The organism is Streptomyces sp. WMMB 714 (assembly GCF_900090125.1).
Classification (GTDB): domain Bacteria; phylum Actinomycetota; class Actinomycetes; order Streptomycetales; family Streptomycetaceae; genus Streptomyces; species Streptomyces daqingensis.
This window is the reverse complement of the sequence record NZ_FMHJ01000001.1, coordinates 337973-352418: the sequence shown is the minus strand read 5'-3', so window position 1 is coordinate 352418 and position 14446 is coordinate 337973. Positions and strand designations below refer to the sequence as shown.

General features: G+C 72.3%; 11 protein-coding genes. 10 read left to right on the top strand and 1 reads right to left on the bottom strand.

Annotated features, from left to right (window positions below; translation table 11 throughout):
- The first annotated feature begins 15 nt into the window (after positions 1–15).
- From carB to H181DRAFT_RS01265, 9 genes are all read left to right on the top strand, one after another.
- Positions 16–3330 (top strand): carbamoyl-phosphate synthase large subunit, encoded by a 3315-nt coding sequence (gene carB, locus H181DRAFT_RS01305; RefSeq protein ID WP_045862257.1) that lies wholly within the window; start codon positions 16–18, stop codon positions 3328–3330.
- A 112-nt stretch (positions 3331–3442) separates the two neighbouring features.
- The gene (locus H181DRAFT_RS01300) at positions 3443–4585 is read left to right on the top strand and encodes a quinone-dependent dihydroorotate dehydrogenase (RefSeq protein WP_045862256.1); all 1143 of its coding nucleotides are present in this window, start codon (positions 3443–3445) and stop codon (positions 4583–4585) included.
- Complete coding sequence (pyrF, locus tag H181DRAFT_RS01295) at positions 4582–5442, top strand: orotidine-5'-phosphate decarboxylase (RefSeq protein WP_045862255.1); 861 nt, start codon at positions 4582–4584, stop codon at positions 5440–5442. The genes H181DRAFT_RS01300 and pyrF overlap by 4 nt, the downstream gene beginning before the upstream one ends.
- A 341-nt stretch (positions 5443–5783) precedes the next feature.
- Positions 5784–6107, top strand: coding sequence for an integration host factor, actinobacterial type (gene mihF / locus H181DRAFT_RS01290; RefSeq protein ID WP_028431629.1), 324 nt, complete (start codon positions 5784–5786; stop codon positions 6105–6107).
- 83 nt (positions 6108–6190) lie between these two features.
- Entirely contained in the window at positions 6191–6787 is a 597-nt protein-coding gene (gene gmk, locus H181DRAFT_RS01285; RefSeq protein WP_045862254.1) for a guanylate kinase, read from the top strand.
- A gap of 48 nt (positions 6788–6835) precedes the next feature.
- Entirely contained in the window at positions 6836–7111 is a 276-nt protein-coding gene (gene rpoZ / locus H181DRAFT_RS01280; protein ID WP_028431631.1) for a DNA-directed RNA polymerase subunit omega, read from the top strand.
- A gap of 132 nt (positions 7112–7243) precedes the next feature.
- Positions 7244–8482, top strand: a complete 1239-nt coding sequence (gene coaBC / locus H181DRAFT_RS01275) for a bifunctional phosphopantothenoylcysteine decarboxylase/phosphopantothenate--cysteine ligase CoaBC (protein ID WP_045862253.1) — start codon at positions 7244–7246, stop codon at positions 8480–8482.
- A 285-nt stretch (positions 8483–8767) separates the two neighbouring features.
- Positions 8768–9976 carry a methionine adenosyltransferase gene (gene metK, locus H181DRAFT_RS01270; RefSeq protein ID WP_045862252.1) on the top strand — a complete coding sequence of 403 codons (1209 nt, stop codon included), beginning with the start codon at positions 8768–8770 and terminating at the stop codon, positions 9974–9976.
- Between the two features lie 181 nt (positions 9977–10157).
- Positions 10158–12296: a primosomal protein N' gene (locus tag H181DRAFT_RS01265; protein WP_045862251.1), complete on the top strand. Its 2139-nt coding sequence runs from the start codon at positions 10158–10160 to the stop codon at positions 12294–12296.
- 213 nt (positions 12297–12509) lie between these two features.
- Here H181DRAFT_RS01265 and H181DRAFT_RS01260 read toward each other — a convergent pair whose 3' ends face one another.
- A complete protein-coding gene (locus H181DRAFT_RS01260; protein WP_045862250.1) occupies positions 12510–13100 on the bottom strand; it encodes a hypothetical protein in 591 nt (196 codons plus the stop codon).
- Positions 13101–13364: 264 nt separating this feature from the next.
- On the opposite strand from H181DRAFT_RS01260, the gene fmt reads away from it, so the two are divergent.
- On the top strand, positions 13365–14309 hold the full coding sequence (gene fmt, locus H181DRAFT_RS01255; protein ID WP_045862249.1) for a methionyl-tRNA formyltransferase: 945 nt from the start codon (positions 13365–13367) through the stop codon (positions 14307–14309).
- Positions 14310–14446 lie beyond the last annotated feature (137 nt).

Below are 14446 nucleotides of genomic sequence, written 5' to 3'. Positions count from 1 at the left end.
ACTTGGAGGGCCAGAGTGCCTAAGCGCACCGACATCCAGTCCGTCCTGGTCATCGGGTCCGGCCCGATCGTCATCGGCCAGGCCGCGGAGTTCGACTACTCGGGTACGCAGGCATGCCGGGTCCTCAAGGCCGAGGGCCTGCGCGTCATCCTGGTGAACTCCAACCCCGCCACGATCATGACCGACCCGGAGATCGCCGACGCCACCTACGTCGAGCCGATCACGCCCGAGTTCGTCGAGAAGATCATCGCCAAGGAGCGTCCGGACTCGCTGCTGCCCACGCTCGGCGGCCAGACCGCGCTGAACACGGCGATCTCCCTGCACGAGTCGGGGACGCTCGCGGAGTACGGCGTGGAGCTGATCGGCGCCAACGTCGAGGCGATCAACAAAGGTGAGGACCGCGACCAGTTCAAGAACGTCGTGGCGGCCGTACGGGAGCGGACGGGCCACGGCGAGTCAGCCCGCTCCGTCATCTGCCACTCCATGGAAGAGGTGCTGGACGGAGTCGAGGGCCTCGGCGGCTACCCCGTCGTCGTGCGGCCGTCCTTCACCATGGGCGGCGCGGGCTCCGGGTTCGCACACGACGAGGAGGAGCTCCGCCGCATCGCGGGCCAGGGGCTGACCCTCTCGCCGACGAGCGAGGTGCTGCTGGAGGAGTCCATCCTCGGGTGGAAGGAGTACGAGCTGGAGCTGATGCGCGACAAGCACGACAACGTCGTGGTCGTCTGCTCCATCGAGAACTTCGACCCGATGGGCGTCCACACGGGCGACTCCATCACCGTGGCGCCGGCGATGACGCTCACCGACCGCGAGTACCAGGTGCTCCGGGACGTCGGGATCGCCGTCATCCGCGAGGTCGGCGTCGACACCGGCGGCTGCAACATCCAGTTCGCCGTGAACCCCGCCGACGGACGCGTCGTCGTCATCGAGATGAATCCGCGCGTCTCCCGCTCCTCCGCGCTCGCGTCGAAGGCCACCGGCTTCCCCATCGCGAAGATCGCGGCGAAGCTGGCCGTGGGGTACACGCTCGACGAGATCCCCAACGACATCACCGAGAAGACGCCCGCGTCCTTCGAACCCACCCTCGACTACGTGGTGGTGAAGGTCCCGCGGTTCGCCTTCGAGAAGTTCCCCGCCGCCGACGACACCCTCACCACCACGATGAAGTCGGTGGGCGAGGCGATGGCGATCGGACGCAACTTCCCCGAGGCGCTGAACAAGGCGCTGCGCTCGCTGGAGAAGAAGGGCAGCCAGTTCGACTTCGCCACCCCTCCCGGGGACAAGGCGGAGCTGCTGGCGAAGGCCGCACGTCCCACCGACGGCCGCGTCAACACCGTCATGGAGGCCATCCGCGCCGGGGCCGCCCCCCAGGAGGTCTTCGACGCCACGAAGATCGACCCGTGGTTCACCGACCAGCTCTTCCTGATCGGCGAGATCGCCGAAAAGCTCGCCGCCGCCCCGGAGTTGAGCGCGCCCCTGCTGGCCGAGGCCAAGCGTTACGGCTTCTCCGACGCCCAGATCGCGAGCCTGCGCTCGCTGCGCGAGGACGTGGTCCGCGAGGTGCGCCACGCGCTGGGTGTGCGCCCCGTCTACAAGACGGTCGACACCTGCGCGGCCGAATTCGCCGCGAGCACGCCCTACTTCTACTCCTCGTACGACGAGGAGACCGAGGTCGCCCCCCGCGAGAAGCCGGCCGTGATCATCCTGGGGTCGGGCCCCAACCGCATCGGTCAGGGCATCGAGTTCGACTACTCCTGCGTCCACGCCTCCTTCGCTCTCGGCGAGGCCGGCTACGAGACCGTGATGGTCAACTGCAACCCGGAGACCGTGTCCACCGACTACGACACCTCGGACCGGCTCTACTTCGAGCCCCTCACCCTCGAGGACGTCCTGGAGATCGTCCACGCCGAGCAGGCGGCCGGCCCGGTCACGGGGGTGGTCGTCCAGCTCGGCGGGCAGACGCCGCTGGGCCTCGCCCAGTCGCTGAAGGACAACGGCGTGCCCATCGTGGGCACTTCGCCCGAGGCGATCAACCTCGCCGAGGAGCGGGGCGCGTTCGGGCGCGTACTGGAGGAGGCCGGCCTGCCGGCTCCCAAGTACGGCACGGCCTACTCCTTCGAGCAGGCCAAGGGCATCGCCGCGGAGATCAACTACCCCGTGATGGTGCGCCCTTCGTACGTGCTCGGCGGACGGGGCATGGAGATCGTCTACGACGAGGCCTCGCTCGCCGTGTACCTGGAGCGCCACGCCGGCCTCATCTCCGAACACCCCGTCCTCATCGACCGGTTCCTCGACGACGCGATCGAGATCGACGTCGACGCCCTCTACGACGGCGAAGAGCTCTACCTCGGCGGCGTGATGGAGCACATCGAGGAGGCCGGCATCCACTCCGGCGATTCGGCGTGCGCGCTGCCGCCCATCACCCTGGGCGGCCACGACATCAAGCGGCTGCGCGCGTCGACGGCGGCCATCGCGCGGGGAGTCGGCGTACGCGGACTGATCAACATCCAGTTCGCCATGGCCGGCGACATCCTCTACGTGCTGGAGGCCAACCCGCGTGCCTCCCGCACCGTCCCCTTCACCTCCAAGGCCACCGCCGTCCCGCTGGCGAAGGCCGCGGCGCGCATCTCCCTGGGCGCCACGGTCGCGGAGCTGCGTCAGGAGGGGATGCTTCCGGCGGAGGGCGACGGCGGCGACCTGCCGCTGGACGCCCCCATCTCGGTGAAGGAGGCCGTGCTGCCCTGGACCCGCTTCCGCGACGTCCAGGGGCGGGGCGTGGACACCGTCCTCGGCCCCGAGATGCGCTCGACCGGTGAAGTCATGGGAATCGACTCGGTGTTCGGCACCGCCTACGCCAAGTCCCAGACGGCGGTCTACGGCGCACTGCCCACGAAGGGACGCGCGTTCGTCTCCGTGGCCAACCGCGACAAGCGTTCGCTGATCTTCCCGGCTCGTGAACTGGTCGCCATGGGCTTCGAGTTGCTGGCGACGTCCGGCACCGCGGAGGTCCTCAAGCGCAACGGCATAAACGCCACCGTCGTACGCAAGCACAGCCAGGGACCGGGACCCGACGGCGAGCCGACGATCGTCCAGCTCATCCACGCCGGGCGGGTCGACCTGATCGTCAACACCCCCTGGGGCACCGGGGGCCGCCTCGACGGGTACGACATCCGCACCGCCGCGGTCGCCCGCGCCGTCCCCTGCCTCACCACCGTCCAGGCCCTCGCCGCGGCGGTCCAGGGCATCGAGGCGCTCACGCGCGGCGAGGTGGGCGTCCGTTCGCTGCAGGAGCACGCGGAGCATCTCATCGCGGCGCGCAGCTCCGGCTGACGCCCGGCGGGGCGGGGGAGACGCGGCCCGCGCAGGCGCGACCGCTTCCCCGCCCCGCGGCCCCCCAGCACCAACCGCCCCCGACACCGCCCGTACTCACGCGAAGGCCGCCATGTACCACCTGCTGTTCGAGACCGTCCTGAGGCGGCTGGACCCCGAGAGGGCCCACCGTCTGGCCTTCGCGCTGATCCGCGGGGTCTCGCGGCTGCCGCTGCTGCGGACGTGCGTCGCGGCGAGGTTCGGCGCCCGGGCCGGCGAACTGCGGACCGAGGCTCTGGGGTGCAGCATGCCGGGCCCGTTCGGACTCGCCGCCGGGTTCGACAAGAACGCCGAAGGCATCGACGGACTGGCGATGCTGGGCTTCGGCCACGTCGAGGTCGGCACCGTCACCGGCCGGGCCCAGCCGGGCAACCCCCGGCCGCGTCTCTTCCGCCTCCCCGCGGACCGCGCCCTGATCAACCGGATGGGCTTCAACAACGAGGGCTCGGCCGCCGTCGCCGCCCGGCTCGCTGCCCGCTCCCGGCGCCGCGGAGCGGAGGGCGCACGGGGAGCCGCCGCGTCCCCGGTGGTCGGGGTCAACATCGGCAAGACGAAGGCCGTCCCCGAGGAGGAGGCCGTCGAGGACTACGTCACCTCCACCGAGCGCCTCGCCGTCCACGCCGACTACCTCGTCGTGAACGTCTCCTCGCCCAACACCCCCGGCCTGCGCGCCTTCCAGGCCACCGACGCGCTGCGCCCGCTGCTGAGCGCCGTGCGCGAGGCGGCCGACCGCGCCGTCGTGGGACGCCGCGTACCGCTGCTGGTGAAGATCGCGCCCGACCTCGCCGACGAGGACGTCGACGCCGTCGCCGACCTCGCGGTGGAACTCGGCCTGGACGGCATCATCGCCACCAACACCACCATCGCCCGCGACGGCCTCGGCCTCACCGCACCGCCGTCGCTCACGGCGGAGACCGGCGGCCTGTCCGGTGCGCCGCTGCACGACCGGTCCCTCCAGGTGCTGCGGCGGCTGTACGCCCGGGTCGGCGGACGCGTCACCCTCGTCGGCGTCGGCGGCGTCACGACCGCGGACGACGTGTGGGAGCGCATCCTCGCCGGCGCCACCCTCGTACAGGGCTACAGCGCCTTCGTCTACGAGGGCCCCGGCTGGGCCCGGGCCGTCCACAGGGGGCTGGCCGCGCGCCTCGCCGCCAGCCCGTACGCGTCACTCGCCGACGCCGTCGGCGCCGAACACCGGAAGGCCGAGGCAGCATGAACCAGCCGGCTCCCCACCAGGAACCCTTCGGCGCGCGGCTGCGTTGCGCCATGGACACCCGCGGTCCCCTGTGCGTCGGCATCGACCCGCACCCCGGGCTCCTCGCCGACTGGGGCCTGACCGAGGACGTCGCGGGCCTGGAGCGATTCACCCTCGGCGTCGTCGAGGCGCTCGCCGGCCAAGTCGCCGTGCTCAAGCCGCAGTCGGCGTTCTTCGAACGGTTCGGTTCCCGCGGCGTCGCCGTGCTGGAGCGCGGGGTCGCCGAAGCGCGTGCCGCCGGTGCGCTGGTGCTGACGGACGCCAAGCGGGGCGACATCGGCTCCACCATGTCCGCCTACGCGGACGCCTACCTCGACCCCGCCTCTCCGCTCTTCTCCGACGCGCTGACGGTGAGCCCGTACCTGGGGTTCGGTTCCCTGCGCCCGGCGGCCGAGCGTGCCCGCGCGAGCGGCTGCGGCCTGTTCGTCCTCGCGCTCACCTCCAACCCGGAGGGCGCCGAAGTGCAGCACGCGGTACGGGAGAACGGGCGGAGCGTGGCCGCCACCGTCCTCGCGCACCTCGCGCAGGAGAACGCGGGCGCGGAACCCCTCGGCTCGATGGGCGCGGTGGTCGGAGCGACCCTCGGCGGCACGCTCCACACCGCGGGCGTGGACCTGTCCGTCAACGGGCCGCTGCTCGCACCGGGGATCGGTGCGCAGGGGGCCACGGCGGCCGACCTCCCGCGCGTCTTCGGGGCCGCGAAGGGCAACGTCCTGCCCAGCATCAGCAGAGGCGTGCTCCGGCACGGACCCTCGCCGAAGGCGCTGCGCGAGGCGGCCCTCGCGGAGGCGGCCGCCCTCGCGGAGGCCCTCGGCTGACGGGTGCGAGGTCCCGGACCGGACGTATGAGGGCGGTACGTCCCTTCCTGTACGGCTCCGTACCTGCTTCGTACCTGCGGCGATGCGCGACCGGAACCCCGACAGCCGCAAATTGAGGCGGAGTTGAGACGGGAACTGGGTGTATTTGTCCACTAATGCACCGATCGACTTGAGTCTGACCAGGACTTTTCCGCAGTTCTCGCTGACTCAGGCGCCACAGGCCGCTAGTCTCCGTCGGGAGCAGCGCGAACAGGCGCGTTGCTCGTTGCCCCGTGCTGGCGGGGCTATGAGAAAGCTCCTCACGAATCCATTCCGACAGTTCTAACTGAGGTGACGTAGGCGTGGCTCTTCCGCCCCTTACCCCTGAACAGCGCGCAGCCGCGCTCGAAAAGGCCGCCGCGGCTCGCCGGGAGCGCGCCGAGGTCAAGAACCGGCTGAAGCACTCCGGCGCGACCCTGCACGACGTGATCAAGCAGGGCCAGGAGAACGACGTCATCGGCAAGATGAAGGTCAGTGCTCTCCTGGAAAGCCTCCCGGGCGTCGGCAAGGTCCGCGCCAAGCAGATCATGGAGCGTCTCGGGATCTCCGAGAGCCGCCGGGTGCGCGGCCTGGGCTCCAACCAGATCGCCGCTCTGGAGCGGGAGTTCGGCGGAGCCTCCGCCTGATCGCCCCGTGACGAGGACGCCGTGGGCCACGGCCTGCGGCGTCCTGGTGGCAAGGCACTGCTTCGAACCGGGATAATCACTGCATGAGTTCTGCAGTTCCCCGGGGGGACACCCCGGAACCTCCCGCCGGCAAGCCTCGGCTGACCGTGCTCTCCGGCCCTTCAGGGGTCGGGAAGAGCACGGTCGTCGCACATCTGCGCAAGGCGCATCCGGATGTCTGGCTGTCCGTGTCCGCGACGACGCGCAGGCCGCGCCCCGGGGAGAAGCACGGCGTGCAGTACTTCTTCGTCAGCGACGACGAGTTCGACAAACTCGTCGCGAACGGGGAACTGCTGGAGTGGGCCGAATTCGCGGGAAACCGGTACGGCACCCCCCGCGCGGCCGTTCTCGAGCATCTGGAACGGGGCGAACCCGTCCTTCTGGAGATCGACCTCCAGGGCGCCAGGCTCGTACGGAAGGCCATGCACTCCGCCCGGCTCGTATTCCTCGCTCCGCCCAGCTGGGAGGAGCTCGTCCGCCGTCTGACCGGCAGGGGGACGGAGCCCCCCGAGGTCATCGAGCGGCGGCTGGCGGCGGCCCGTACCGAGCTGGCGGCCGAAGAGGAATTCGACACCACCCTCGTCAATACCTCGGTCGAGGACGTCAGTGCCGAGCTGCTAGCCTTGATGCGGATCGCTTGATTCTCGATCTCTTTCTGAACTTCACCACACCCCTCCGGAAGGCAGAGCGTGTCCTCTTCCATCTCCACGCCCGAGGGCATCATCAATCCGCCCATTGATGAGCTGCTCGAAGCCACCGACTCGAAGTACAGCCTCGTGATCTACGCCGCCAAGCGTGCGCGCCAGATCAACGCGTACTACTCGCAGCTCGGTGAGGGTCTCCTCGAGTACGTGGGCCCCCTCGTGGACACCCACGTCCACGAGAAGCCGCTCTCGATCGCGCTCCGCGAGATCAACGCCGGCCTGCTGACCTCCGAGGCCGTCGACGTCCCGGTGACGCAGTAGGCACCGGCAGGAACCACCGCCACGGGCCCGGCAGCGCGGCTGCCGGGCCCGTGGTGTGTCATGTGTAGGTGGTAGGCAGCCCGCCTGACGCCCGTCAGGCACCGTCGGGCACCGCATGGGGAGAGGTCGGCGATGGAGCAGCGCCAGCACGGCAGCCCGCAGGAGAGCAGGCCGCGGGTCGTACTCGGAGTCAGCGGCGGTATCGCCGCCTACAAGGCGTGCGAGCTGCTGCGGCGGCTGACGGAGAGCGGGCACGATACGCGGGTCGTGCCGACGGCCTCCGCGCTGCGCTTCGTCGGGGAGGCCACGTTCTCGGCGCTCTCAGGCCACCCCGTGAGCACCGACGTGTGGGAGTCGGTGCACGAGGTGCCCCACGTGCGCATCGGGCAGAGCGCCGACCTGGTCGTGGTCGCGCCCGCGACGGCCGACATCCTCGCGAAGGCCGCCCACGGCCTCGCCGACGACCTGCTGACGAACACCCTGCTCACCGCGCGGTGTCCGGTCGTCTTCGCCCCCGCCATGCATACCGAGATGTGGGAGCACCCGGCCACGCAGGAGAACGTCGCCACGCTGCGCCGCCGCGGCTGCCTCGTGATCGAGCCCGCGGTGGGACGGCTGACGGGAGCGGACACGGGCAAGGGGCGCTTCCCGGAGCCGGAGGCCGTCTTCGAGTTCTGCCGCGGGGTGCTCGCGCGGGGTACGGCCGCGGAGCGGACGGACCTCACGGGCCGGCACGTGGTCGTCAGCGCGGGCGGCACGCGCGAACCCCTCGATCCGGTGCGTTTCCTGGGCAACCGCTCGTCGGGGAAGCAGGGCTTCGCCCTGGCTCGTACCGCCGCCGCGCGCGGCGCCCGCGTCACCCTGGTCGCGGCGAACAGCGAGCTTCCCGGCCCGGCCGGTGTCGACGTGGTCCGGGTGGGGACGGCCGCACAGCTTCGGGAGGCGGTCCTGGGGGCGGCCGCCGACGCGGACGCCGTCGTGATGGCGGCAGCCGTCGCGGACTTCCGTCCGGCGGCCTACGCCGAAGGCAAGATCAAGAAGCGGAAGGACGCGGAGCCCGAGCCCCTGGAGCTGGTGCGCAATCCGGACATCCTCGCCGAGCTGTCCACCGACAGGGCCCGCGCCGGCCAGATCGTCGTCGGCTTCGCGGCCGAGACCGACGACGTCCTCGCCAACGGCCGGGCCAAGCTGGCCCGCAAGCGCTGCGACCTGCTCGTCGTCAACGAGGTGGGGGAGGGCAAGACGTTCGGCGCGGAGGAGAACGAGGCCGTCGTCCTGGGTGCGGACGGAAGCGAGACGGCGGTCCCGTACGGGCCGAAGGACGTCCTCTCCGACAAGGTCTGGGACCTGGTGGCCCTGCGCTTCCCCTGACCGTTTCCGCCCGCTTCGCCCGCCTGTCGCAAGCCGGCGGAATCAGTCCGTCCGCAGGATCCGTTATGTCTGTGATGGCGTGATATGACGCACACTCCGCGGGCCCGTCAAGAGCGCACCGCATCTCCTGGCGGATGAGCTTGCGCAGGTCATGGCCTGTATCGAAGTTCGGGACTACGTGATTGGATACGGCTCCAGATGGATAAACTGGCGGCGGACCGTGCTTGGGCCCCCGACCGGTCCGCCCATTGATAGCCAGCAGCCGCTGCAACCCCAGGGAGCGATGTGTCCCGCCGTCTGTTCACCTCGGAATCCGTGACCGAGGGTCACCCTGACAAGATTGCTGACCAGATCAGCGACACCATCCTCGACGCGCTGCTCAAGGAAGACCCGCACTCGCGGGTCGCCGTCGAGACTCTGATCACCACCGGCCTCGTGCACGTCGCCGGTGAAGTGACCACCAAGGCCTACGCGCCCATCTCGTCGCTCGTGCGCAACAAGATCCTCGAGATCGGCTACGACTCCTCGAAGAAGGGCTTCGACGGCGCCTCCTGCGGCGTCTCGGAGTCGATCGGCGCGCAGTCCCCGGACATCGCGCAGGGCGTCGACACCGCGTACGAGAACCGCGTCGAGGGCGACGACGACGAGCTGGACAAGCAGGGCGCCGGCGACCAGGGCCTGATGTTCGGCTACGCCTGCGACGAGACCGCCGAGTACATGCCGCTCCCCGTCCAGCTGGCCCACCGGCTCTCGGAGCGCCTCTCCGACGTCCGGAAGAACGGCACGATCCCCTACCTGCGCCCGGACGGCAAGACACAGGTGACGATCGAGTACGACGGCGACAAGGCCGTCCGCCTCGACACCGTCGTGGTCTCCTCGCAGCACGCCGCGGACATCGACCTGGACTCGCTGCTCGCCCCCGACATCCGTGAGTACGTCGTCGAGCCGGAGCTCAAGCGCCTCGTCGAGGACGGCGTCAAGCTGGACACCGCCGGCTACCGGCTCCTGGTCAACCCCACCGGCCGCTTCGAGATCGGCGGTCCGATGGGCGACGCGGGTCTGACCGGCCGGAAGATCATCGTCGACACCTACGGCGGCATGGCCCGCCACGGCGGCGGCGCCTTCTCCGGCAAGGACCCGTCCAAGGTCGACCGGTCGGCGGCGTACGCGATGCGCTGGGTCGCCAAGAACGTCGTCGCGGCAGAGCTGGCCACGCGCTGCGAGGTCCAGGTCGCCTACGCGATCGGCAAGGCCGAACCGGTGGGTGTCTTCGTGGAGACCTTCGGCACCGCCACCGTCGACGTCGAGAAGATCGAGCAGGCGATCAGCGAGGTCTTCGACCTCCGCCCCGCCGCGATCATCCGCGACCTCGACCTGCTCCGCCCGATCTACGCCCAGACCGCGGCATACGGCCACTTCGGCCGTGAACTCCCCGACTTCACCTGGGAGCGCACGGACAGGGTGGACGCGCTGCGCAAGGCCGCGGGGCTGTAACTTCCGCTCGTCGCCGGGCGCTTGAGGCGTCTCCGGCCGGCAGGGCCCGGCCGCTCCCCATCGCGCGGGGCGGCCGGGCCCTGCCGCGTGCAAGGACGTTCCCCGTGAGGCGGGTGTGGCGTCCCTGCCGGGCAGGTACGGGCCCCGCCGGTGTCCGTCCCGTCTGCTAAGACTGAAAGCTGTGAGCAGCGATGACGAGCAGCGGGGGACCTCCGGGGAGGCGCCGGAGCAGCTTGCGCTGCTGCGCGAGACCGTGCGGAAGAGCAAGCCGCCGAAGGCGAAGCCGAGGACGTGGCGCGGGGCGGCGCTCGCCGAGGAGCTGCCCGTGGCCCGCGTCCTGGTGGACAAGGGGCTGCTCCACCTGGACCGGTACTTCGACTACGCCGTTCCCGCCGCCATGGACGCGGAGGCCCAGCCGGGGGTGCGGGTGCGGGTGCGGTTCGGCGCCGGGGAGCGCGAGGGCCGGCGCGAGGGCGGCCGGCTGATCAACGGGTTCATCGTCGAACGCGTCGCGCAGAGCGACTATCCGGGCGCGCTGGCACCGATCGCGCAGGTGCTCTCCCCGGAGCCCGTGCTCTCGCCGCAGCTGCTGCGGCTGTGCCGGGCGGTGGCCGACCGGTACGCGGGGTCGCTCGCCGACGTGGTGCAGCTTGCCGTGCCGCCGCGGATGGCCAGGGCCGAGAAGCGGGTCCCGCCCGAGGCCCAGCCGCCGCCGTCCGCGCCTCAGCCCGGCGGCTGGGAGCGGTACGTCGACGGGCCCGTCTACCTGGAGAGCCTCGCCGAGGGCGGCAGCCCCCGCGCCGTATGGACGGCGCTGCCCGGCCCGGAATGGCCGCAGGAGCTGGCCCGTGCTCTCGCCGCCGCCCTCGCCTCCGGCCGCGGCGCCCTGGCGGTCCTGCCGGACGGCCGTGCGGCGGGACGGGTCGATGCCGCGCTCACGGAGCTGATCGGTGACGGGCGGCATGTCTTGCTGACCGCCGAGTCCGGTCCGGAGCAGCGCTATGCGCGCTGGCTGGCGGTGAGCCGCGGCACCGTGCGGGCGGTGGTCGGGACTCGGGCGGCGATGTTCGCTCCGGTGCGCGACCTCGGCCTGGCGGCCCTGTGGGACGACGGCGACGCCGCGCACAGCGACGACCACGCGCCGCAGCCGCACGCCCGGGAGGTGCTGCTTCAGCGCGCCGTCACCGAGCAGGCCGGCTTCCTGGCGGGCGGCCACGGGTGCACCGTCGAGGCGGCGCAGTTGGTGGAGACCGGCTGGGCGCGGCCGCTGACGGCGTCCCGCGAGACCGTGCGGGAGGCGGCGCCCCTGGTCCGTACGGTCGGTGACCTCGACGAGGCCCGCGATGCGGCGGCCCGCACCGCCCGGCTGCCGACGCTCGCCTGGAACACGGCCCGCGACGCCCTGCGCAGGGGACCTGTGCTGGTGCAGGTGCCGCGGCGCGGCTACGTTCCGCGGCTCGCGTGCGCGCAGTGCCGGGCGCCCGCGCGCTGCGCCCGGTGCTCCGGTCCGCTGGAGGCCACCGACGACCGGGGGAGTCTCCGGTGCGGCTGGTGCGCGCTGGAGGTGCCGGACTGGCACTGCGCCGACTGCGGCGGGACGCGGCTGCGCGGTCAGGTCTTCGGCGCCCGGCGGACCGCGGAGGAGCTGGGGCGCGCCTTCCCGTCCGTCCCGGTGCGCACCTCGGGCCGCGATCATGTCCTGGAGAGCGTGCCGGACGCGCCCGCCCTCATCGTCTCCACTCCCGGCGCCGAGCCTCCCGCGGACGGCCCCGGCTACGCGGCGGCGCTGCTGCTCGACGGCTGGGCGCTGCTGGGCCGGCCCGATCTGCGGGCGGGGGAGGAGGCGCTGCGCCGCTGGCTGTCGGCTTCCGCGCTGGTACGGCCCCAGGGGGAGGACGGCACTGTCCTCGTCGTCGCCGAGCCGACTCTGCGCCCGGTGCAGGCGCTCGTGCGCTGGGACCCGTCCGGGTTCGCGCTGCGGGAGCTGGCGGAGCGGGCGGAGCTGGGGTTTCCGCCGGTCTCGCGGATGGCCGCCGTCAGCGGACGGGCAGAGGCCGTCGCCGAGCTGCTGGGCCAGGCCGGGCTGCCGGCGGACGCGGAGGTGCTGGGGCCTGTGGGGCTTCCCGTCGTCGAACCCGGGCGGCCCCGGCGTCCCGGCGATCCGCCGGTGGGGGAGCGCTGGGTGAGGGCGCTGGTGCGGGTGCCGCCGGGGTCGGGCGCGGCGATGGCGGCGGCGCTGAAGACGGCGCACGCTGCCCGCCTTGCGCGGCGCGAGGGGAGCCCTGTTCAGATCCGCGTCGATCCGCCCGACATCGGCTGACGAGCACGGTCCTGCTGCTGCTGCCGACTGCCCCGCGCGGACCGGCAGTTGACGGGCAGCGCCGGTCAAGTGCGTCGGGAGCGGGGCCGGGTGGGAGCGACTCCGTTCGTGCCGGCCGGTGTGATGAGCGGGAGAGCCGTTCCGGCTCCGGACGTCGCACCGCCCGGTGCGTGCGGCGCGCACCGGGCGGTGGGGGCAACGGCCGAGGAGGAGTCAGCCGTTGCGAGGGCCGGGGAATGCCCCCGGTCTGTGGTCACGTGAGGGCTGCCCGGGAACGGGCGGCCGTGGGGTGAGCGCGGCGCCCTGGACGGTGCCGGTCTGGGTGGACGTGGCAGGTGCGGCGGCCGCCGGCAGGGCCGGACCTGACGGGCTGTTCCCCGCCGCTGCGGGGAGGGCGGGCGCCGTCTCGGACGTGAAGTCCGACTGCCCGCCGCCGTCCGCCAGTTCGCGGGAGGCGTTGCGCCGCGAACCGTAACGCCGGTGCACAGCCTGCTTGGTGACGCCGAGCGCGGAGCCGACCGCGTCCCAGGAGAAGCCCAGCGACCTGTCGAAGTCCACCGCGGCGGTGACCAGGGTCTCCACGCTGTCCCGCAGTTCCTGTGCCAGTCGCACGGTGGGTGCGGGCGCCCGTCCGTAGACGACGAAGCCCGCTGACGGGGCCGAGCGTCGCGGGCGGTAGACGTTGCCGAGCTGGGCGGTGAGGGTGCGCAGCGCGTCCACCTGGCGGCGGACCCGCTCGATGTCCCGCACCAGCAGGTGCAGGCTCGCCCTGGCCTGGGCGTCGTGGGTTGCGTGGTCGGCCATTGAAGAAGCCTCTCGAAACCGTCGTGCAGCGGATAGGGAGCCGCGAACGGCTCGTTTCGGTCAATCTGGTTTGACCAACGCGGTAGTGGGCGTTCGGGTCACGCCCGGAGGCGTGCCGACGGGCGGCGCGGGTGTGCGCGCCGCCACGTACGCCCCCTCGGGTGGCGCAACGGACGGCCGACTGCGGCCCGTAGACTGGCGCGTCGTCCGTGACCGCGGGTTCCGCGGTGCCGCCGCCGTTCCGTGAGAGGTGGACCCCAACCGATGAAGCTCGTCTTCGCCGGCACCCCCGAGGTCGCCGTGCCCGCGCTCGACGCCCTGATCGCCTCGGAGCGGCACGAGGTGGCGGCCGTGGTGACGCGGCCCGACGCCCGTGCCGGACGCGGACGGCGGCTGGTGCCGAGCCCGGTGGCGCAACGGGCCGAGGAGGAGGGCATCGAGGTGCTCAAGCCGGCGCGGCCCCGGGACGAGGACTTCCTCGCACGCCTCCGCGAGATCGGACCCGACTGCGCTCCCGTCGTCGCCTACGGCGCACTGCTGCCCCGGGTCGCCCTGGACGTACCGGCGCGCGGCTGGGTCAATCTGCACTTCTCCCTGCTGCCTGCCTGGCGCGGTGCGGCACCCGTCCAGCACGCCCTGCTGGCGGGGGACGAGATGACGGGCGCGAGCACGTTCCTCATCGAGGAGGGCCTGGACTCCGGGCCGGTCTACGGCGTGATCACGGAGAAGGTGCAGCCCGCCGACACCAGCGGCGACCTGCTGACCCGGCTCGCGTTCGCGGGCGCCGGGCTGCTCGCCGCCACGATGGACGGCATCGAGGACGGCACCCTCCGCGCCGTGCCGCAGCCCGAGGAGGGCGTCTCGCTCGCCCCGAAGATCGGCGTCGAGGACGCGCGGATCGACTGGGAAGCCCCTGCCCTGCGGGTCGACCGGCTCGTGCGGGCGTGCACGCCCGCTCCCGGAGCGTGGACGGTCTTCCGGGGCGAGCGGCTGAAGGTGCGGTCCCTGACTCCCGAGACCGGACAGCCGTCCGAAGGCGGCGGCCCCGGCCCGGGGGAGCTGGTGGCCGGGAAGAACTCCGTTCTGGTGGGCACCGGTTCGCATCCGGTGCAGCTGCAGTGGGTGCAGCCGCAGGGCAAGAAGCCGATGCCCGCGGCTGACTGGGCACGCGGCGTACGCGTGTCCGAAGGCGAGCGGCTGGGCGTGTAGGGAGGCGGCTGCCCGAGCCCTGCCCCCCCCCGCCTGCCCGGTTCTGCCCCCGCTGCCGGCCCCTGCTCGTGTGCTGCCGCCCGTGACGCGGCGTCCGGCCCCGGGCGTAGGCTGAACGGGCACCTCGTCATCGCAGA